The sequence below is a fragment of the Aliiroseovarius conchicola genome, from assembly GCF_041403445.1.
Lineage (GTDB): Bacteria > Pseudomonadota > Alphaproteobacteria > Rhodobacterales > Rhodobacteraceae > Aliiroseovarius > Aliiroseovarius conchicola.
Map to the genome: position 1 here is coordinate 320888 of NZ_JBGEHL010000002.1, position 21534 is coordinate 342421.

The window sequence follows — 21534 nt, forward strand, 5'->3', positions numbered from 1 at the left end:
GACACGCAAGCAAGCCTCAAGGTTGCGCTGCTTTGTCCGCAGCTTGAAAAGCTTCGCGCAAATTGACGTATCCTCCATCGTCGATGAAGGCCTGTTCTTCGGAAGTCGTCACGCGTCCCAAAGCATCATTCCGATACGGAAACCGACCAAAGCGCACGATGATCTCGCGGTGTATCCTTGCATGAAGGGTGTCACCCTGCCCCAAAGGATCGCTCATCCGCTCGGCCATCAATGCGACGCAGCGGTCCTGATCGGCCATCTCTTCGCTGTGCATCAAAGGCATGTAAAAGAACTGGCGATCAGGCACCGCAATCCGCATGTCATGGCCTTGAGCAATCGCCTGTTCAGAACACGCCCGTGCAGCCGCGTCTGTCGCAAAAGATCGCGCATCGCCACGAAACATATTGCGGGGGAATTGATCCGTGAGGATCAAAAAACCAAGGGCACCCATCGGGCTTGTCTGCCAATCATCGCGATGGCCTTCGCGCGCGGCCTCCCAATCATCGCCGAACCGCTCGCATATCTCTTGATCAAGGGCCTCACTGCCGTTGTACCAGCCCTGCGGTCCTGTTTCGTTGATCCAGAAATGGACAACCTCTTCTGCTGTGGCCATAAGCGCCCCCTGTTTCTTTCCAGCCTAGCGTTGCTGGCCGGGGGCGCAAGGGATCAGTTTTCTTCTTCGGCGGCTTCGTCAGCCCAAACCTCTTGCGCCATGTCCAGCGCCACAGGCGATGCGGCGGGTGACATGTTCACGTAAGCGCCGGTCTCGGCGGGTGCTGGTGCTGAGCGTTGTGTCGTCCGCCACATGCCGTAGGCCAGCAGACCGATCAACAAGACCGCGATATAGGCAAAGAACCCAAGTGGACCGATCAAGCCCATAATCCAACCCGTGACAATCGGCCCTGCGATGGCCCCCATCCCGTTGATGAAGATCAGGCCAGCCGATGCGGCGGGCATGTCATCGGGCTCCAGAAAATCATTCACATATGCCAGCAGGAGGGCATAAAGCGGATTGGTCATGCCGCCGACAAGGAATGCCGCGACAAGCAAAATCTCGTATCGCGCGCCCAGAACCATGGGCAGAAGCGCCCCTACGGCGGCGATGGCCGTGACCATCAAGATCAGATATCGACGATCCATCCGATCCGATATCCAGCCAATCGGATACTGAAAAAGCAAACCACCAATAAAGATGGCCGATACAAAGGTCGAGATTTGCCCAACACTCAGTCCGATCTGCTGTCCAAAGACCGATGCCATGCCGAATTGTGCTGCGAACACTCCGCCCAAAAGCGCAAAGCCCACACATCCAAGCGGCGAGATGTGGAAGAGCTCTTTCAGGCTCATCCCCTTGGTCGTATCGAACGCAGGTGTTGGGCTGACAGAGAGCAAGATGGGCGCAAACGCAATCGAGACCAGAACAGAAGGGAGGATGAACAAAATAAACCCAGCGGGATCACCCAGCACCACAAGACCCTGCCCTGCGATGATCCCGACCATCTGCACGAACATGTAAAGCGACAGCGCCTTGCCCCGGTTTTGGTTATCTGCCGCATTGTTCAGCCAGCTTTCCGCCGTGACATACACGCCCGAGAAACAGAACCCGACCACGATGCGCAACGCGGTCCACGCCCATGGATCCGCGATTGTTGGAAACAAGATCAGCACAGCCGAGATAAACGACCCAAGGGCCGCAAAGACCCGCACATGGCCGACCCGTCGGATCATGGTTGGCGCAAGGCGCGACCCAATCAAGAACCCCGCGAAATAACCGGACATGACGACTGACAACTGGAAAGTCGTCATGTCTTCGATACCGCCACGGATGCCCAAAAGCGTGCCTTGCATGCCGTTGCCAACCATCAAAAGCATCATGCCCAAGAGCAGTGCCCACGAGCTTGTCAAAACCTGAAGCATGGGATCCTCCTGTTCGCGTCAGAGTCTCAAAATACCGGATTTGGGGCGGTTAAGATCGACAATTCACGACACGTTATGGTCGTGTTTCGGCCTGAGGTTATTTCTTGTCAGTCGGCAGCAAAAGCGAGCTGTCGCCATATGAGAAAAACCGATACTTGTTCTCGATCGCATGGGAATAGACCTCACGCATGCAGTCCGTCCCCATCAGGGCAGATACCAGCATCATCAAGGTCGATTTGGGCAGGTGGAAATTTGTCATAAGCCCATCTGCGACGTTGAACTGAAAGCCCGGGGTGATGAAAATATCGGTCTCGCCCACCCAAGGTTCGATCCAGCCGTTGCGCGCCGCGCTTTCGATCAGACGCAACGCAGTGGTGCCGACCGGAATCACGCGACCGCCTGCGGCTTTGGTTGCTGCAATTTCCTGTGCGGCCTCGGCGCTGACCTGGCCCCATTCCGCGTGCATCTTGTGTTCAGAAATATTATCGACTTTGACGGGCAAAAATGTACCTGCGCCCACATGCAGCGTTACATGGGTCAGGCCCACGCCCATCGCTTCGACCCGAGCGAGCAGCGCCTCGTCGAAATGAAGCGACGCTGTCGGGGCCGCGACGGCACCGGAGTTTCGTGCAAAGACCGTCTGATAATCCTCGTTGTCCTGATCATCCGCCGCGCGCTTGGCTGCAATGTAAGGCGGCAAGGGCATCTTGCCTGCAGTCTCAAGCGCGGCGTCAAAGGCGTCCCCGGCCAAGTTAAAACGGATCACGGCCTGATCATCGTTACGCCCAATGTATTCGGCCGTCAGCGCGTCCGAGAACGCAATCACATCGCCATCCCGCAGCTTACGCAAGGGTTTCGCCATCACATGCCACGCGCCTGACGTATCTGGCGACAAAAGTGTAACCTCGATCCGGGCGACGCCTTCTCCAGGGGCCTGCCCGGGACGCGTACGGGTTCCGAACAAGCGCCCGGGAATGACTTTGGTATCGTTCAACACCAGGCGATCACCCGGACGCAGCCACGCTGGCAAATCGCTGACATGCGCATCGGTAATACCCGTGTCATCGGCCACCAGAAGACGGCTGGCGGTGCGCGGGCGGACGGGTCGCGTGGCGATCAGCTCGTCTGGCAGATCGAAATCAAAATCACTGAGTTTCATGGCCGCGCGTTTATGGTCCCTGACCGCCTCCGTCAATCGCTTTGACCTCACTGCCCTTCTGGAACGGGTGGTGGATCACGACGGAAGATGTTGCGAAAGAAACCCGGTGTGAACAGCGACAGCGGATTAACAGACACTTTGGGATCACTCGCCGTGCCTTTGAGCGCATAGTTGAATCCGACCAACCCTTCGCCTTTTCGAGCAAATATGCGTCCAGCGGAATTCACAAGGTAGAAAGGTGAAATAACGCCCTGCACATCCATTTGGCCCGACCCGAGGTAATAATAACCATCCATCGAAATTCCCATCGAATGACCGGTGGCCGCGCCCTCGTAAATGGTTGCTTTTTCGGGATCGAGGCGGAAGCGCGCGTCGACTTTGTTGAAGGGAATACCCTTGCCCCCCAATTGCTGTAACAGTCCAACCACCGAGATCGCCGAAAGCAGCTCGGCCATAGCGGGGGCGTTGTGGATATCGACATTCTTGATGTCCAGTTGCCCGTCATATACGCCTTTGCCGCCACCCGGAGCCAGCACCAGCTCCAGATCACCACCCCTGGCCGATTTGAAGACGCCAGCGGCCCACATAACGCCCCCCGCATCACCCGAGGTTAGACGAAATGCGGTACCTTTTGGTTGCGGGGCTGCCGTGCCCTTGATCCGAGGCCCGCCACCAATGCGGCCCTGAAACGTGCCGTCCAATCCATTTCCCGTGCTGTTAAAATTGCCCTCAAACCCGCTGACGGTGATCCCCTTTGAGATGATGAGTTTATCCAAAAGCAGCGATATCGGCACGTTTCCCTTGTTCGATCCACCGGAAGCACCGCCCCCAAGCGTCGCGCGCCGCATGTCCAATGTGCCGCCCTTGACCGTCACTGCCACCGGCTTACCCGGACCCCGCCCGGTCAATGTGACCGGCGCGTCAAGCCATCCACCCAACCGCACCCGGTCAAACTGTGCGGCCACCAGTCCACCGCCTTCGGCCAGAATGATGCTGCCGTCGGCATCAAGCCCGGGCGCTTTGATGGTGATCGCATCAATCACAGGTGTTTTGCCCAGCTTGCCGCGTACAGACAATGATCCGGACGCAGCTTTTGGCTTCGACCAACCAAGTGGAGCAATGCGCATGCCAACCCCCTTAAGCGGCGCATCAAGCGAAAGTCGGGGCGTTTCTCCACGCGCTAGATTGATGTCATACGTGGCATTTGTTGCGCCTGACACACTGTTAGGCGGCAGCCCAATTGAAAATGCATCAAGAAACGCCTGATCGACGCGCACTTGCCCTGAAACAGTCGAAACACGCGCGTCGGCACCTCCCTGAAGGCTCTGTTTCCACATGCCCGATACCGGCACGCCCGATAATGTCCCGCGCGCATCCACGACAACACGCTCTTGCGTGACGGACAGCGCGGCCTTGGGTATCTCAAGTGCACGCCCGGCCACGATCACATCACTCTTAACGCCTGTCATTTCACCAGTTAGGTCGTACTGGATGGCCTCTCGCGGGACTTTGGGTTGCATCGCGATGTCGATCCGCCCTTCAACAGACACACGGCCCGTTGCCATGTCTGGTCCGATAGCCCCATCCGGATTGCTGCGGAAAATCCGAAACGGCTTATCGTCCAGTAAGTGAAGCGCGGCCTGCATCGGGCCTGAAACAGACAAATTCACAATAGCAGGCACTGGCGGGCGCGGCGCGTCCGGGTTCTTCGGCTTGCCTGCCATCTTTGGAATAATGAACTGAGTTCCCGTCGCATCCAGAACCCCGGCCACACGATCATCTCGGTCTTTCGGGCGTAAGACGCCCTGATCGGCATCCACCACCAAGCGGCGCCCCTCAATCGAGAACAGGCCCGCGCTGTTTTCGATGGGCACCATGGTCTTCACCGCGCGTACATTCATTCGTTCAAACTGCGACGTCAGCGCCAACCGGGCGGGCGTCCCACCCGCCTTACGCCAGGCCATCGAGACATCAGTGAACACACCCTTTGTCACGTTATCACGCGCCCAAAGACGGGTGCGTTGACTGCTGTTAACAGGCCAAAACCGAATGACCTGCTCGGGCGTTACCTGATCGGCGGCGGCGTCAATAGCAACGGTCCACCCCGCATCGTCAATCCCGACACGCGCCGATCCTTTTGCCATCGTACCGTCTTGCGAGACATTGAACTGGCCAATATCGACCGCGAACGGATCCAGCCGCAGACGGAAATCGACGGCACCATGATCCAGCACTAGATCATCTTCGAACATATCGGGTGGGCTGATACGCGCTTGGGTTACCTGAAGCTGCCCCAAAAGCTCGGTCGGCCAGCCACCGGACCAACCGCGCAAATAGGTGTGACCATCCGCCTGTATCTCGCCCCAATCTGATTGAAGCGTCATCTGGGCAAGGTCCATCCGCTCGCGCTCGGGATCATAGTCCAGATATACTTTTCCGCCGGTAAACATCACAGGTTTCGCGGCTGGATCTGGCGACAAGCTTCCTGCCCCGAACTCCAGAGTCCCGGCCAAATCCGAAATCGCGCCGGTATCATCGATCTCGGTCCTGAGCGCACCCGAAATCGGCGCATCGACCAACCCTAGAAAGGTCAAAAGGGGCGATTGCGCCGCGATGTCACGGGCACGCGCATTTCTGAACGTCGCCGTTAGACGCGCGGCGGATCCGTCTTTGAACGAACGAAATCCCAGCACGGTCTCGGCCAGTTCCTCGGTCTGGTTAAACACGTCAAAGGACACGGTCATGTCCACGGCATCAGGCGTTTGGCTGATTTTTAGCCCCCCATCCGTCACCTGCCACAAACGCCCCGAGCGGGCGTCTTCAAGCGTCAACGTCAGATTGCGCGCTGTAATGGCATCGGTTTGCGACAATAGCCCAGTGGTGAACACCCCGTCGATGCGATCAAGGACCGACGCCAGATCGCCGCTCGCGCCGACCCCTTGACCGAGGCTTAGATCAAATGCCCCGTCCCGCTGCCTGCGAATTGTGATCTGCGCGCCTGTCAGGGCAAGGTTATCCGGCTCTAGCCGGCCCGACAGCATGGGACCGACCAACAACGCCCCCTCAAGCGCATTCACGCGTCCAATTTCCAGCCCGCTTTCGTCACGAATACCCAAATCGACCAGCCGTAACCGTGGCAGCCCCAGCCGCGTTACGCCCAACTCGACCCGCGATAAGGATAGTTTTACCCGATTGGTTTGTGCGTTAATCCGGGTTTCGATCCGCTGGGTGGCCCATTCTGGCAGGGCAAACAGATGCCCCGAGACCGACATCGACACCAAAGCCAGAAACACCGCTGCGGCCAACACCATCACGATCGACCAAATCCCGAAATGCCATTTTAGACGTCGACGTCGGCGCGCGCGTATCTCGGACGGTGGCGCGTCCGCTTGGGCGCGTTTCAATGATCTAGATTTCGACGGCTTGGGATCCCCGGGCGCATCGTCTGCAGCCGATTCTGGCGCCGCTGCACCGTCCCCTTCAATCGAACTGTCTTTGTCGTCCATCGGTGGCCCTATTCGGCGGCGTCACGTCGCCTCTTGTCTTTCATCCTGACGTGAAACGGCCTAGAAGGAAAGCTTGCAATACCTTAGATCATCGCAACGGAGCGCGCCAATACAATGACCGATAACATGCTGAAGGCAGGCGATATTGCGCCGGATTTCACCCTACCGCAGGATGGCTGTGATCCCGTGACATTGTCCAAGCTCGCGCCCGCTCCGGTAATCTTGTACTTCTACCCAAAAGACAGCACGCCAGGTTGCACCACAGAAGCCTTGGATTTTACCGCCCTACTGCCCGAATTTGACGCCCTTGGTGCGCGCGTTTTCGGAATTTCGAAAGATAGCCTGAAACGTCACGAGAATTTCCGGGCCAAGCAAAATCTGAGTGTAGCATTGTTGTCGGATGCTGACGGAACAGTCTGTGAAGATTACGGTACTTGGGGCGAAAAAAAGAACTACGGTCGCACCTATATGGGCATCACCCGAACCACCTTTCTGATCGGATCAAATGGCAAGATCGCGCAAGTCTGGAACAAAGTGAAAGTTAAAGGCCACGCAGAAGAGGTTCTGGCAGCCACAAAGGCATTGGCGGACAGATGAGCGGCCAACTATCTCGACCCCTTGCCCAAATGGCGGACGCGGTGCTGCGCCACGCGGATGGACGTGAAAAAACGACCATGGCGCGTGATTTTGCGGCGGAGTGGTTTGCCGCGCGCGCGGCGGGCGCGATCACCAGCCCGCTTGAAGACCGCGACGCACTGATTGGCACGGCTACCCCACCGGATTTTCCAGCCCGCCCCGATAAGCCCGAGTTAAAGAACCCTCGGGACGTTCCACGTCGTCGCCCCGGCAGTCGCGAAGGTCAGATCGCGTTATTGCACGCAGTCGCGCATATCGAGCTTAATGCCGTCGATCTGCACTGGGATATTATCGCGCGCTTTACTGGCACACCGATGCCGCTTGGTTTTTATGACGACTGGGTCAAGGCCGCGGATGAGGAAGCCAAGCACTTCAACCTAGTCAGCGATTGCCTGGAACAACTCGATAGCTTTTATGGTGCCCTGCCCGCCCATGCCGGTATGTGGCGCGCGGCTGAGGATACAGCAGGTGATTTTCTTGGGCGTCTTGCCGTGGTCCCCATGGTGCTTGAGGCACGCGGTTTGGATGTCACCCCCGGTATGATCGAAGTCTTCCGTAAGGCAGGCTTGGACGATACGGTCGCGGCGCTTGAAGTCATTTATGCCGAAGAAGTGGGGCATGTGGCTTATGGCTCGAAATGGTTCCATTTCCTGTGCGGCCGCCACGAACTTGATCCGAAAGAGACGTTCCACAACCTTGTGCGCACGTATTTCCACGGCGCGCTGAAACCCCCGTTCAACGAAGAAAAACGCGCCGAAGCCGGGCTGCCGCCAGATTTCTATTGGCCATTGGCCGACGAGACACCGAAACAGGCACGCGGGACGCCGAAATAGCAGGTGCGCAGGGCGCAAATAGTGCGCACTTCATGTCGGCAATTTCTCGCTTGAAACCACACTGAACGTTAGGAAATTTCAAAATTCCTTGCGTGAGTGTCAACGCCACGTTAATCACCTCGGGTCTGCCGGTATCGCCTTGAGAAGCTGAAACACCGAGCGGCACAGGGACAAAAGGGAAGAATTCGGGGCTTGGGACTTGCATAACCGCTTGATCAACAAGGTTAATAACGGACTTGAACGCGTGTTTCCCGAACAGCGTCTTTTTCTGCGTTCCGAAGACGGCACCCGCTTCATCCGACTGACACCATTAACACAAGCGTTGGGTTGGACCGGTTCTGCGGCCTTCTTGGCCTGGTCAATCATTGCCACCGCCGTGTTGCTCATGGATTCGATCGGTTCGGGAAATTTGCGCGATCAGGCGCAACGCGAGAAGATTCTCTATGAGAACAGACTGCAAGCCCTGTCCGAGGAACGTGATACCCGTACCAACGAGGCCTTCGCCGCACAGGAACGGTTCAATCTGGCTTTGGCCGAAATCTCGGAAATGCAAAGCGAGTTGTTGGCGTCGGAAGAACGCCGCAAAGAGCTGGAAACCGGGATTGGTGTGATTCAATCCAATTTGCGTCGCACCCTTGGCGAACGGGATGATGCACAGGACAGCTTGGAAAGCATGCTGGCCGAAGCCAAGTCCGAAAGCGAGAATGGACCAACCGCCCCCGCCCCTGTTCAGGCGAATGCGACGTTGGATGTCATGACCAAAGAGCTTGCGCGCACCGCCGCCGAACGTGACTTGATCGCCAACAACGCAGCCGAAGCAGAGCGGTTTGCCCAAGACATGCTGTATGAGGCGCGGCTGCGTGACGAACGCAATGACCAGATTTTCCGACAGCTTGAGGACGCCGTATCGATCTCGCTGGAACCGCTCGATAAAATGTTTGCCAAATCCGGCATGTCCGTTGACCGCATTTTGGATCAAGTGCGCCGCGGCTATTCAGGCCAAGGCGGTCCGCTGACACCAATGATTCTGTCGACCCGAGGCCAAGGCCCTGATCCAGACGCCGAGCGTGCCAATGACATTCTGAGCCAGCTGGATAAGATGAACCTTTACCGCATTGCAGCTCAGAAAATGCCCTTTGGTATGCCTGTAAAGTCCGGCTTCCGCTATACGTCAGGCTTTGGCTATCGCTGGGGCCGCATGCACAATGGCACCGATTTCGCCGCCCCGATTGGCACCCCCGTCTATGCCCCCGCCGATGGCGTGGTGGTCAGCGCGGGCTGGAGCTCGGGTTATGGGCGGCTGATCAAGATCCAGCACGAATTCGGTATCGAAACGCGTTACGCCCATCTTTCGCGCATAAATGTACGAAAGGGACAAAGGGTCTCGCGTGGCGAGAGAATTGGTGATATTGGAAACTCCGGGCGGTCGACCGGACCGCATCTTCATTATGAAGTGCGCGTCGGCGGCAAGCCCATCAACCCGATGATCTATATCAAGGCAGCAAAAGATGTTCTCTAAAAGCAGGATCAACGAACCCGGACCCAAGGCCGGTGACAAGGAAACAAACCCAGAGGCCGCCGCTGATAAGCCCGCCTCGGCTCCGGCTGTTCCCCCCGCGCCCTCGTCGGCTGCTCCTAAGGTGAAGCCGCCCGCATCTACCTTGTCGTCCGACATCGTTATCAAAGGTGACGTGAAATCAACCGGCGACATCATCGTCGAAGGCACGATCGAAGGCGATATCCGCGCCCATCAGCTGACCATCGGCGAAGGCGCCACCGTACGCGGTGAAGTGGTTGGAGATGACGTTGTCATCAATGGCCGCATCATCGGTCGTCTGCGTGGTCTGAAAGTTCGCCTGACCTCCTCGGCGCGTGTTGAAGGTGACATCATCCACAAAACGATCGCCATCGAAAGCGGTGCGCATTTCGAAGGCTCCGTGCAGCGTCAGGACGATCCGCTTAGCGGCAAGTCCTCTCCGCAGGCCACGGCTGCTGCAACAGCAGCGCCGGCAAAGGCTGACAAGGGTTAATCCCTATCTAAAGATCGAAACAACAAGGCCGCCCACCGGGCGGCCTTTTGCGTGTGATCATTGCCGATCTGCACTACTCGTCAAAGCTCATAACCTTGCGATAGAGGTGCCAAGTTCCATGGCCCAGCACAGGCAGGACGATGAAAAGGCCCAGGAAAAACGGGATCATCGCCAGAAATGTCAGCACAGTGATCAGCGCCGCCCAGACCAGCATGGGGACCAGGTTTTGTATGACGGACTGGAACGAATAGATCATCGCGGTGATAAAATCGAGTTCGCGGTCGAGAAGTAGTGGCAAACTACAGACAGTGATCGAAAACGCGACAAACGCCATCGCACCGCCCACGGCCGTCCCCACCGCCAGCATAGTTAACCCGTTTCGATTGATCAGCGCATCTTGCCAGTTCGATGTGATGTTCGTTAGCGGCTCCAACCCCATGAACAAGGTGAAGATCAGGTGCGCCACAAAGACCCAAAACATGAAACCCATAATCAGAACCATTGCGATTGATGGGAATTGTCGGTCCTTCTGATTGACCACCACACCTAAAATCGCTGGCCAGTCCAAGGGTTCACCACGCTCAATCCGGCGACTGACCTCGTACAGTCCCACGGCCAGAAATGGCGCCAGGATTGGAAAGCCAAGGCCAACTGGAATGATCCAGTAGCTTTGCTCTAACACACCAAATTCCAGATAGATGACGATGCCACCAATCACAAAGAAAAGCGCAAAGAACAAACCAAATGCAGGAGCATGTTTGAAATCCCGAAAGCCAGCCTTAAGCGCGTCGAATATGTCACCGATCGAAATCGGTTCGATATTTGGAGGGGCTGAAGCCTCCAAATGTACTGTGTCTGTCATGTGTCCTCCCAACACCTTGCAAACATTCGCGCGCATGGGGAGTGTCGCGACTGACGCGTGCGCCGTCAACCTCATGACAGCGGGAAATTCTCATGCGCTACACATGTGAGCAAAACCCCGGACCACATACAGAGTATCAAATCATTTCGCATTTTACGGCCCTGACGCTAAACTGACCGAATACCAACTGCGAAACTCATTTCTTCGCACCAAGCGATTTGCCACAGAACAGGACCCATCCCATGCCCGTATCAAAAACTCTACTGGCCGCCAGTATCGCCCTTAGTCTCAGTACCGGGGTCGCAGCGGGTGCAAGTTGTGGCAACTCAGCGGCGGGGTTTGACGCCTGGAAAGCCAGTTTCGCGAAAGAGGCAAAGGCGGCAGGTGTAGGTAAACGCGGCTTGCAGGCGCTGGCGTCGGCCAAATATTCAGCCGCAACGATCAGCGCCGACCGCAATCAGAAGTCATTCAAATATTCCCTCTCGAAGTTTATGCAGATCCGGGGAGCTGAAACCATCATCGCCCAAGGACGCAAACGCAAAGCCAAAAACCCGAAATTCTATACGGCGCTGGAAAAGCGATTTGGCGTTCCTGCGGGTGTGTTGCTTGCAATCCACGGAATGGAAACCGGCTTTGGCGGCTTCATGGGCAACACCTCGGTCGTCTCTGCAATTACCACGCTGACATATGATTGCCGGCGGTCCAATTTCTTCAAACCGCACGCCATTGGCGCGCTAAAACTTGTGGATCGTGGCACCATCTCTGGAAACACTCGCGGTGCCAAACACGGAGAGCTAGGCCACACCCAATTCCTACCCGGCAATGCGTTTAAGTACGGTGTGGATGCATCAGGTGATGGGCGCGTCGATCTCTACAATCTGGCTGATGCACTGGCCTCCACCGCGAATTTTTTGCGTAAGAAGGGATGGAAACCGGGCAAAGGATACCAGCAAGGTCAACGCAACTTCAAAGTAATTGAACAATGGAACGCCGCAACGGTCTATCAGCAAGCCATCGCCCTTATGGCTGCGCGAATTGATGGCTAGCCGCGCTCTGCACCCGTTACATCACGCCGATAAAATACATCGCGCCCTTCCCGATGCGTCTCAGCGAACGCTAAGCGCAGTAGAAGCCCTTGTGATGCAAAATTGTCTTGATCCGTGTCGGCCGTAAGCTGCGCAATGCTATGCTGTGATTGCAGTTCCTCGATCATTAGCTCAGTGGCCCGCTGGGCGATCCCGGTGCCCCAAACCTCTGGGGACAAAACATAGGCGATACTTGCCTCATGATCATGTTCGATGGTCGCTTGGGTGTATCCGATAATCGTCGGACCAAGGAACACGGACCAGTTCAGCCAAACCTCGGACCTGTCAGGTGGACCGCCGACCATCAAGCGCTTGATACGGTCCTCAACCGCTTGCACCGAGGCGGGCGGGTACTCATCCAGATATTGATAAATCCGAGGGTCCGACAGCGCCGCAAACAACCCCTCGGCATGTGCCGTTGTCTGGCGAACCAGACGGATATCAAAAGGCTCAGTCCTCAGCGTTGGCCTCGGCCCGTGATTTACCGGCCACATCCTGCGCCAGCACCGCGGCCATAAACGCGTCCAAATCACCGTCAAGTACGCCCTTGGTGTCCGATGTCTCGTGCCCGGTCCGAAGGTCTTTGACCATCTGATAGGGCTGCAAGACGTAAGACCGGATTTGGTTGCCCCACCCCGCATCGCCCTTGTTTTCATGGGCGGCGTTGATGGCTTCGTTCCGGCGATCAAGTTCCATCTGATAAAGACGCGACTTCAGGGCCTTCATGGCGATATCTCGGTTTTGGTGTTGTGATTTCACAGAACTGGTCGTGACAATCCCGGTCGGGATGTGGGTGATCCGCACCGCCGAGTCCGTCGTGTTCACGTGCTGACCACCTGCCCCTGACGACCGGTAGGTGTCGATGCGAATGTCTGAGGGGTTCACCTCGATCTCGATATTGTCATCGACCACAGGATACACCCAAACCGAGCTGAAGGACGTGTGGCGTTTCGCGGCGGAGTCAAAAGGTGAAATCCGAACCAGCCGGTGAACACCAGATTCAGATTTCAGCCAGCCATAGGCATTGTGGCCGGAAATCTTATAGGCGGCCGACTTGATCCCCGCCTCTTCCCCCGCGCTCTCAGATTGAAGCTCGACCTTATAGCCCTGCTTTTCGGCCCAACGAACATACATCCGCGCCAGCATCGACGCCCAATCGCAGCTTTCGGTCCCACCGGCACCTGAGTTGATCTCAAGAAACGTGTCATTGCCATCGGCTTCGCCGTCCAGAAGCGCCTCCAACTCAGCCGCCGCCGCCTTCTTGACAAGCTTGGCCAGCGCCGCCTCGGCGTCCGAAACAACCTCTTCGTCCTCTTCCATTTCGCCAAGTTCGATCAGGTCAATATTGTCCTGAAGATCTTGCGCCATGGACTTGTAACTGTTCACGGAATCCAAAAGCCCCTGCCGGTCGCGCATCAATTTCTGCGCGCGTTCGGGGTCGTTCCAAAGGTCAGGGTCCTCGGTCATCGCGTTGAATTCCTCCAACCGATGTTCTGCCGTGTCCCAACCGATCCGTTGACGCAATAGCGCCAGAGATTTACCGATTGCCTCAACACTGTTCTGAGCCTCTGCCCGCATGGGTCATTCCCCTGTCCGAAACCTTGCCCCCCGCAATAACAACCGGGGCGCGGATGGGCAAGACGCAGGCGCAGCGACCGTCGTGCAATTTAGCTTTGCATCGTCAAACCGTCATGGAATATCTGAAGCTTCGACGGGTCCGCCGTCAGGCGTACCGTCTGGCCCTTTAGTCCTTCATGAATTCCCGGCAATTTCGCGATCAGGTGGGTCTGGTTAGCGCTGTCTGCGCCCTCGCCCACCGACATGTTGGCGGGGATATAGAGCAATGAGACCTCGCCCAAAGCTTCCAGAATTTCCACACTGCCTTCAAAAATCGCATCACCATCGGCAATGGTGAAATCCTCGGGGCGGACGCCGAGGTTAACGGTTTTGCCCATGTCGGCGTCCGTCGTTGGGATCGCTGCAATGGCCTTACCGCCTGCATCCAATGTGACCTCGGTCTGTGCACCGGTGCCGGTGATCTTGCCGGGCAGCAGGTTCATCGCGGGCGAACCGATGAACTGCGCGACAAATTCCGTGCGTGGACGCTCGTAAAGCTCAAGCGGGCTGCCCACTTGCGCGATGCCTTTGTTGGCAAGAACCACGATCCGGTCGGCCAGTGTCATCGCCTCGACCTGATCATGGGTCACATAGACCATGGTGCTTTCTGGCATCGCCTCTTTCAGTTGGGCAATCTCGATCCGTGTGGCCACCCGCAATGCGGCGTCAAGGTTTGAGAGCGGCTCGTCAAACAGATAGACCTTTGGGTCACGCACAATCGCGCGCCCGATGGCCACCCGCTGACGTTGCCCGCCCGACAGTGCCTTGGGAAGGCGGTCCAGATAGGGCTCCAGTTGCAGCGCCTTGGCCGCGCGATCAATTGCGGCCTCAATCTCGGCCTTCGATTTTTTGGCGATGTTCAGGGCAAACGCCATGTTGTCGCGCACGGTCATATGCGGGTAAAGCGCGTAAGATTGGAACACCATCGCAATGCCGCGCTGACTGGGGGGCACGTCGTTCACCACGGTCCCCTCGATCTCCAGCTGGCCGTCGGTGATCTTTTCCAACCCTGCGATCATGCGCAGAAGTGTCGACTTACCACAGCCAGAAGGGCCGACGAAGACGACCAGTTCACCGGTTTTGATGTCTAGATTGATGTCATTCAGCACATTCACATTGCCGTAGCTTTTCACCACATCTGTCAGTTTTACGTCGGCCATTTTACACGTCCTCCTTGGCGGTCAGGATCACTGATTGCCATGCTTGAAGTTCCAACGACGCGCCGCCTGTTATCTCGGCGGGCACCCCCGAGGCTGAGCTATCGATGCAGGTCCAGCGGCCGTCAGGTATGGCAATAGAAACCGCGTCATCACCCAGGTTAAAGGCGCAGAACAGATGTTCGTCGTCCAACTTCCGGTGAAAGCTCAGACCAGAACCATCAGCCACCAGCGCGTCCATCGACCCCTTTTGCAACGCCGGATGGGCATGGCGCAGCGCGATGACGTGCCGGTAGTGGTGGATCAAAGCGTCTGGATCGTTCTCAGAGCGGTCGACGGCCGTCCCCAGATGTTCTTCTTCGACCGGCAACCATGTCCGGTTGGCAGATGAAAACCCGCCTTGTGAGGCGTCTGCCTCCCACACCATCGGCGTGCGGCAGCCATCGCGACCTTTAAACTCGGGCCAAAACTCGATGCCATAGGGGTCTTGCAGGTCTTCAAATGCGACATCTGCTTCGCGCAGGCCCAGTTCTTCACCTTGATAGATGCACGCTGATCCGCGCAAACACATCATGAGCGTCGCAACCATTTTCAGCCCGTCGCGGGATAAGTCCCAGCGCGAGGCATGACGCAGCACATCGTGGTTTGAAAACGCCCAGCACGGCCAACCGTCGGCCGCAACCGCGGCCACGCGATCCATCACGCCAGCAACCTCGCCTGCTGTTGGTCGGTTGTTGGCCAGAAACTCGAACGCATAGCACATCTGCATCAGGTCATCGCCCTGCGTGTACTCGCCCAAAATTTCAAGGCCCCGTTGGGCATCGCCCACTTCACCAACGGCCGCCGCATTGTAGGGGTCCATAACCGTCCGCAGTTTGCGCAGAAACGCGAGGTTCTCGGGTTGGTTCTTGTCGTATAGATGCTCTTGGTGGTTATACGGGTTCACCTGCGGCGCGATGGTCGAGTTGCGCTGATCCTGCGCCAAAGGTGGGTTGTCGCGCAGTTCCTTATCGTGGACATAGAAGTTGATTGTATCAAGCCGGAACCCGTCAACGCCACGTTCCAGCCAAAACCGCGCGACATCCAAAAGCGCGTCTTGCACAGCCTCGCAATGGAAATTCAGGTCAGGCTGTGACGCCAGGAAGTTATGCAGATAGTATTGCTGGCGTTGCCCATCCCATTGCCATGCCGGTCCACCAAAGATCGACAGCCAATTGTTGGGTGGGGTGCCATCGGGCTTAGGGTCCGCCCAGACATACCAGTCAGACTTCTCACCATCGCGGGCAATACGGCTGTCGCCAAACCACGGGTGTTGATCCGATGTATGGCTCAGCACAAGGTCAATCATCACCCGAAGACCCTGTGCATGGGCGGCATCAACCAACGCGTCGAAATCCGCAAGCGTGCCGAACATTGGATCGACATCGCAATAGTCGGAAACGTCATAACCGAAATCCTTCATCGGAGAGGTGAAGAACGGCGAAATCCAGACCGCATCCACACCCATCGACGCGATATGGGGCAGACGTCGGGTGATCCCACGCAAATCCCCGATACCGTCACCGCTATCGTCCTGAAAGCTGCGCGGATAAACCTGATAAATGACGGCCCCACGCCACCAATCAGCATCAGCGCCCAATTGTTTTGCCTTGGAAACATTGGTTTGCATGTTCATCTGCTCTCCTTCCAGACGCGGGGTCGCGCCCCGGTCGTGATCTGATATTGATCCGGTATTGTTCGGACCCGCCCTTGCGGGCAATGTTACTTGACCGAGCCGGCCAGAAGGCCGCGCACGAGGTATTTTTGCATCGCGAAGAACACCGCCAGAGGCACTGCAATCGAAACGAAGGCCGCCGTGGCTAGGATTTCCCAGTTACCACCTCGTGTCCCCAGAAGTTCGACGATCTGATTGGTCATGACCGTGGTTTGCCCGGTTGCATCAATCAGGAACACTTTCGCCACAAGCAGATCATTCCACGTCCACAAGAACTGGAAGATCGCGAAACTGGCCAGGGCGGGGAAGGACAAGGGCAGAATAATCTTGGTGAAGATCTGAAACTCGGTCGCGCCGTCCACACGAGCGTTCTCGATAATATCATGCGGCAACCCGACCATGTAGTTGCGCAGCAGATAGATCGCCAGCGGCAGACCAAACCCAGTATGGGCCAGCCAGACGCCCAGATAGCCTTTGCCGATGCCAATCGCCAGATGCAGTTTTAGCAGCGGGATCAACGCCAGTTGAAGCGGCACGACCAGAAGCGCGACCACGAAGGCGATCAGCAGCGCGCGGCCCGGAAACTCCATCCATGCCAGCGCATAAGCCGCAAAGGCCGCGATCAGGATCGGAATGATCGTTGCCGGGATCGTCACAGTCAGCGTGTTGAAAAACGCCCGTGCCATGCCTTCGGAGTTGCTGTCATCCAGCAGCATCGAATGGTAGTTGTCTGTTGTGAACTCGGGCGGAGAAACCGCCGTTGTGAAGACACGCGGCAATCGCTTTCCTTCTTGGCTTTCCTTGGCGGTGAAGCGGAAATTTCCGGCGCTGTCCACGGTGATGGTGCGATCTTTGCTAAGCTCGGCCACATCGCCCGGCGCAAAGGCGTCAGGTTGGCGTGACGAGGTACCCCAGCGTTGAACCTCGGCGCTGGTGCTATCAAAAAGCTGCCCCTGGATCACGAAAAGCCCATCAGTTTCGGCTTCGGCCCCCGAGACACGGATGGCTGGGTTCTGACGCTCCTGCGTGGTCAGGGATTTCCACCAACCGGTTGCGGCGATCTGGTCCCCGGTTCTGAACGAGGACACAAACAGGCCGATCGTCGGCAGAAGCCACAGAACGACAAGGACAGCAACCGAGATATGAACGGCCCAGGTCAGTGATGATTTTTTGCCAGCAATATTATCCATGACCGTCCCCTCAGCGCATTTCTTTGCGCGCGTTATAGACATTCCAGACAAGGATCGGCGTCACCATAAGCATGATGATCATTGCCGCAGCCGAAGCCATACCCCAATCCAAGCCGCGGAGCATTTTGTCGTACATATAGTTCGCCAATACCTGCGTTTCCCACTGGCCATTGGTCATCGCAAACACGATGTCAAAGACCTTCAGGGTTGCGATGGTGATCGTCGTCCAGACCACCACAATCGTGCCCATGATCTGGGGTACTTTGATCTTGAAGAATATCTTGAAGGGGCCTGCTCCATCAACGATGGCGGCCTCCACCGTTTCTTCGGGAATACCGCGTAGGGCGGCCGACAGGATCACCATGGCAAATCCGGTTTGGATCCACACCAATACGATCATCAAGAAGAAGTTGTTCCAAAATGGGAGCGTCAGCCACGTCTGCGATTCAACGCCTCCGAACCACATGTAAACGGCGTTCAGAATACCGATCTGCTCGGACCCTTCGGGGCGGGCGTCATAGATCAGTTTCCAGATCACCGAAGCACCAACAAAGGAAATCGCCATCGGCATGAAAATCAGGGACTTCGCGATGCCACCCCACTTGATCCGGTCCGTCAGTTGCGCCACCAAAAGCCCGAATCCAGTCGAGGCCGCAGGCACAACAAGAAGCCAAAGGAAGTTGTTGCGCATGGCCTCCCAGAACTTGGGCTCTGCCACCATGTTTGTGTAGTTTCTCAACCCAATAAAGGAACCGTCACCACGCGTGTCTGACAGCGAAAGTCGCATCGTCTCGAACACCGGATAGGCAAGGTAAAGGCAAAGGGCAAACAGTGCCGGAAACAAAAAAAGCCAAGGGCGGATCATGTTTGCCCGGTTGATATTCCGTCCTGCATTCGGCCCTTTCGCTGGGAACAGAACCTTATCAAGAAGCTGATTTGAAAAGTAAAAATAGGACAGGCACGCGCCGACGCCGATGGCAATCGTGACAACCCCCAGGATGGCTGGATGCATGGTAACCTCTCCCTATTTTGGCAAAGATGGATCGCAATTGTCGATCCGGTGACACCCCCCGCATATCGCAACGCGGGGGGTGAGATTGTCGTCTTACTTCAGAGCGTCCCATGACGCTTGGATGTCCGAGGCAACAGCCCCCGCATCCTTGCCGCCAGTGTAGTCGACCATACCCGTCCAGAAGGTACCTGCGCCGACACCCCCTGGCATCAGGTCAGAGCCATCAAAGCGGAAGGTGGTTGCACCCAATAGGATTTCACCCAAACCACGCAAGGTGTCATCCTTATAGGCGTCAAGGTTCACCTGTTCATGCGGTGTCAGGAAGCCGGTTTGAGCCATCATGACCTCGTGTGCCAGCGGCAGCTTCAGGAAATCCATCAGAGCCGTCGCACCCTGAGAGGGGTTCGTGATCGCCATCAGCGTACCACCGCCCAGAACCGGGTTGCCCAGATCCTTATCTGCATAGGCAGGCAGATAGAAGAAGTCGGTATCCACGCCGAATTCTGTTCCTTCCGGGAAGAATGCGGGCACGAAGGACGCCTGACGGTGCATGTAGCACTGTGGAGGCGACGTGAAGAGACCTTTCGGACTGTCGCGGAAGTCGGTTGAGGCCACGGCCCCTGCCCCGCCTGACACTTTGGCGTCATCGCGGGCGAACCAACCAAACTCTTCGATCGCGGCGACGACGCGGGGATCATCGAACGGAATTTCGTTCTTGGTCCATTGGTCGTAGACATCAGGTGATTGCGTACGCAGCATCATGTCTTCAACCCAGTCGGTCGCAGGCCAGCCGGTCGCAGCACCTGAGCCCAGACCGATGCACCACGGCACTTCGCCATCTGCAACAATTTGCTCGGTCAGCGCTTTCAACTCTTCCATCGTGGTCGGGACTTCATAGCCCGCATCCTCGAAGTTTTCAGGGCTGTACCACACCAAAGACTTGACGTTTACGTTATAGAAAAAGCCATACATCTGATCGTTGCCGTCAGCATCGGCATAGGTGCCCAAGTCGACCCATGACTGACCAGCGGCATAGTTGTCTGCAACCCATTTCGCCATGTCGTCACCCAATGGGGACAACTGTCCTTTGGACGCCATCACGGATGCCAGTCCCGGTTGCGGGAACACCGCGATGTTTGGGGCGGCGCCTGCCTCAGCATCAATAACGATCTGCTGTTCAAAGCTGTCAGACCCGGTATAGATCGCGTCCGCACCCGTTGCTTCTTCAAAATAGGCCAGCATGTTGTTGAAGAACCCATCTTCCGGATTCAACCAAGGGCCGAACACGGTCACGGTCTGGCCACTTAGGTCGGGTGCATTATCTGCCCACGCTTTGTAGCTGTCCCAGCTAAACGGGCCCTCGCCGGGCGCAAATTCCAGATGGCCATCCGCTTGCGCCATGCCTGCGGTAAGCGCAAGAGTGGCCACGCTGGCATAAAATACGTTCTTCATGTCTTCCTCCCAATGACCCTGTCGGGCCTCCCAGGTTCAAAATCGGCTATCCGATCCCGGCGCCTTGGCGCCATTATATGTGCCAAAACGCTTGCGCTTGCAGAATCGCAAGCTTCCAAAGCGCTTTGAATAATCTAAACTTGCTCATAATCCGCCCCCTGTCAACGATTCCGTTAGCGCCAACAGTTTTCTTGCTGTTTCTGAGGTTTTCCGTATAGAGTGCAGGTAATGATAGGGCATCAGGACATCCCTCTGCTTGTCCGCTTGCACCCAAACCGGTTTGAAAGATAGTCATGACGTTGAAAGAACTCTCGGATTTGCTTGGCCTATCACCAACCACCGTCAGCCGGGCGCTGAACGGATACCCCGAGGTCGCAGAAAGCACGCGACGCAAAGTGTCCGCAGCGGCGCGAGAGCACGGATACGCCCCAAACACCCGCGCGCGATCCCTGGCGACAGGCCGTTCGATGGCCATCGGCCATGTGATCCCAATCAGCGCCAATCACGAGATGGTAAACCCGATCTTCGGCGACTTTATCGCCGGCGCTGGCGAGACCTATTCGCGCAACGGTTACGATATGCTCTTGTCAGTGGTGCCTGACGACGAGGAAGAAGACGCCTATCGCAGTTTTCTGACCAAACAAAATGTCGATGGGATCATCCTGCACGCGCCGCGCCATCGCGATACCCGCATTCCGCTGCTCAATTCGCTTGGCTTGCCCTATGTCGTTCATGGTCGCAGCTCCGAGGCGACCGCCCCCTATGCGTGGGTTGATGTCAACAACAAGCGATCCTTTCAGCGGGCCACGGATTTTCTTCTGGACCTTGGGCACACGCGCATCGCACTGGTCAACGGGCTGGAGCATATGGATTTCGCCCGCCGCCGCCGTGAGGGCTATGAGGCTGCCCTTCTGGCGCGTGGCGTCGCCCCTGACCCAAATCTGATGTTCGCAGGCGAAATGACCGAGGCACAAGGCCACGATGTCGCCCGCGCGCTGATGGCCCGACCCGACCCGCCAAGCGCCATACTGGTCAGTTCGATGATCAGCGCAATCGGTGTCCGCCGCGGAATAGAAGAGATCGGCCTGACGTTGGGCCGCGACGTCTCGCTGATCACTCATGACGATGAACTCAGCTATTTTCGGAACGGCACCGATATTCCCGTTTATACCGCGACCCGGTCATCGGTGCGCGAGGCCGGACAGATCGCTGCGCAAATGTTGATCGATATCGTTCAAAACCGCGATGCGCCACGCGAAGTGCTGTTGGAGACCGACTTGACTGTCGGACTGTCAACAGGACCGGTCAACACCGATCGCGTCACCTAAGGCACTGCCCGTCAAACTCTGCCCAGATGGCCCAAC

At 57.0% G+C, this 21534-nt stretch carries 18 protein-coding genes; 6 read left to right on the plus strand and 12 right to left on the minus strand.

Annotation, left to right across the window (positions count from 1 at the left end; all coding sequences use genetic code 11):
* Window positions 1-16: 16 nt before the first annotated feature.
* The 4 genes from V6N04_RS04490 to V6N04_RS04505 form a co-directional block, all read right to left on the minus strand.
* On the minus strand, window positions 17-613 hold the full coding sequence (locus V6N04_RS04490) for a DUF924 family protein (protein ID WP_371168934.1): 597 nt from the start codon (window positions 611-613) through the stop codon (window positions 17-19).
* A 53-nt stretch (window positions 614-666) separates the two neighbouring features.
* Window positions 667-1917: an MFS transporter gene (locus tag V6N04_RS04495; protein ID WP_371168935.1), complete on the minus strand. Its 1251-nt coding sequence runs from the start codon at window positions 1915-1917 to the stop codon at window positions 667-669.
* Window positions 1918-2014: 97 nt separating this feature from the next.
* The gene (gene queA, locus V6N04_RS04500) at window positions 2015-3076 is read right to left on the minus strand and encodes a tRNA preQ1(34) S-adenosylmethionine ribosyltransferase-isomerase QueA (RefSeq protein ID WP_371168936.1); all 1062 of its coding nucleotides are present in this window, start codon (window positions 3074-3076) and stop codon (window positions 2015-2017) included.
* A gap of 47 nt (window positions 3077-3123) precedes the next feature.
* Complete coding sequence (locus tag V6N04_RS04505) at window positions 3124-6582, minus strand: AsmA-like C-terminal region-containing protein (RefSeq protein WP_371168937.1); 3459 nt, start codon at window positions 6580-6582, stop codon at window positions 3124-3126.
* 114 nt (window positions 6583-6696) lie between these two features.
* Here V6N04_RS04505 and bcp point away from each other — a divergent pair, with 114 nt between their 5' ends.
* The 4 genes from bcp to V6N04_RS04525 all read left to right on the plus strand — a co-directional run bounded on the left by bcp (window position 6697) and on the right by V6N04_RS04525 (window position 10081).
* Window positions 6697-7179: a thioredoxin-dependent thiol peroxidase gene (bcp, locus tag V6N04_RS04510; RefSeq protein WP_371168938.1), complete on the plus strand. Its 483-nt coding sequence runs from the start codon at window positions 6697-6699 to the stop codon at window positions 7177-7179.
* Complete coding sequence (locus V6N04_RS04515) at window positions 7176-8051, plus strand: ferritin-like domain-containing protein (protein ID WP_371168939.1); 876 nt, start codon at window positions 7176-7178, stop codon at window positions 8049-8051. The genes bcp and V6N04_RS04515 overlap by 4 nt, the downstream gene beginning before the upstream one ends.
* A gap of 199 nt (window positions 8052-8250) precedes the next feature.
* Complete coding sequence (locus V6N04_RS04520; RefSeq protein WP_371168940.1) at window positions 8251-9570, plus strand: DUF5930 domain-containing protein; 1320 nt, start codon at window positions 8251-8253, stop codon at window positions 9568-9570.
* Window positions 9560-10081 (plus strand): bactofilin family protein, encoded by a 522-nt coding sequence (locus V6N04_RS04525; protein ID WP_371168941.1) that lies wholly within the window; start codon window positions 9560-9562, stop codon window positions 10079-10081. Before V6N04_RS04520 ends, V6N04_RS04525 begins: the two co-directional genes overlap by 11 nt.
* Before the next feature lie 73 nt (window positions 10082-10154).
* On the opposite strand, the gene V6N04_RS04530 is transcribed toward V6N04_RS04525, so the two are convergent.
* Complete coding sequence (locus V6N04_RS04530; RefSeq protein ID WP_371168942.1) at window positions 10155-10943, minus strand: DUF2189 domain-containing protein; 789 nt, start codon at window positions 10941-10943, stop codon at window positions 10155-10157.
* A gap of 242 nt (window positions 10944-11185) precedes the next feature.
* Between V6N04_RS04530 and V6N04_RS04535 the strand changes: the two genes are divergently transcribed.
* Window positions 11186-11989, plus strand: coding sequence for a lytic murein transglycosylase (locus V6N04_RS04535; protein WP_371168943.1), 804 nt, complete (start codon window positions 11186-11188; stop codon window positions 11987-11989).
* Here V6N04_RS04535 and V6N04_RS04540 read toward each other — a convergent pair.
* The 7 genes from V6N04_RS04540 to V6N04_RS04570 form a co-directional block, all read right to left on the minus strand.
* Window positions 11986-12522, minus strand: a complete 537-nt coding sequence (locus tag V6N04_RS04540) for a GNAT family N-acetyltransferase (RefSeq protein ID WP_371168944.1) — start codon at window positions 12520-12522, stop codon at window positions 11986-11988. The genes V6N04_RS04535 and V6N04_RS04540 overlap by 4 nt on opposite strands.
* Window positions 12479-13606 (minus strand): peptide chain release factor 2, encoded by a 1128-nt coding sequence (gene prfB / locus V6N04_RS04545; protein WP_371168945.1) that lies wholly within the window; start codon window positions 13604-13606, stop codon window positions 12479-12481. Before prfB ends, V6N04_RS04540 begins: the two co-directional genes overlap by 44 nt.
* An 89-nt stretch (window positions 13607-13695) precedes the next feature.
* The gene (locus tag V6N04_RS04550; protein ID WP_371168946.1) at window positions 13696-14805 is read right to left on the minus strand and encodes an ABC transporter ATP-binding protein; all 1110 of its coding nucleotides are present in this window, start codon (window positions 14803-14805) and stop codon (window positions 13696-13698) included.
* A gap of 1 nt (window position 14806) precedes the next feature.
* A complete protein-coding gene (locus V6N04_RS04555) occupies window positions 14807-16477 on the minus strand; it encodes an alpha-amylase family glycosyl hydrolase (protein WP_371168947.1) in 1671 nt (556 codons plus the stop codon).
* An 86-nt stretch (window positions 16478-16563) separates the two neighbouring features.
* Window positions 16564-17706 (minus strand): carbohydrate ABC transporter permease, encoded by a 1143-nt coding sequence (locus tag V6N04_RS04560; protein WP_371168948.1) that lies wholly within the window; start codon window positions 17704-17706, stop codon window positions 16564-16566.
* 10 nt (window positions 17707-17716) lie between these two features.
* A complete protein-coding gene (locus V6N04_RS04565) occupies window positions 17717-18718 on the minus strand; it encodes a carbohydrate ABC transporter permease (protein WP_371168949.1) in 1002 nt (333 codons plus the stop codon).
* A gap of 93 nt (window positions 18719-18811) precedes the next feature.
* Window positions 18812-20170 carry an ABC transporter substrate-binding protein gene (locus V6N04_RS04570; protein WP_371168950.1) on the minus strand — a complete coding sequence of 453 codons (1359 nt, stop codon included), beginning with the start codon at window positions 20168-20170 and terminating at the stop codon, window positions 18812-18814.
* Between the two features lie 293 nt (window positions 20171-20463).
* Between V6N04_RS04570 and V6N04_RS04575 the strand changes: the two genes are divergently transcribed.
* Complete coding sequence (locus tag V6N04_RS04575; protein ID WP_371168951.1) at window positions 20464-21498, plus strand: LacI family DNA-binding transcriptional regulator; 1035 nt, start codon at window positions 20464-20466, stop codon at window positions 21496-21498.
* Window positions 21499-21534: the final 36 nt, after the last annotated feature.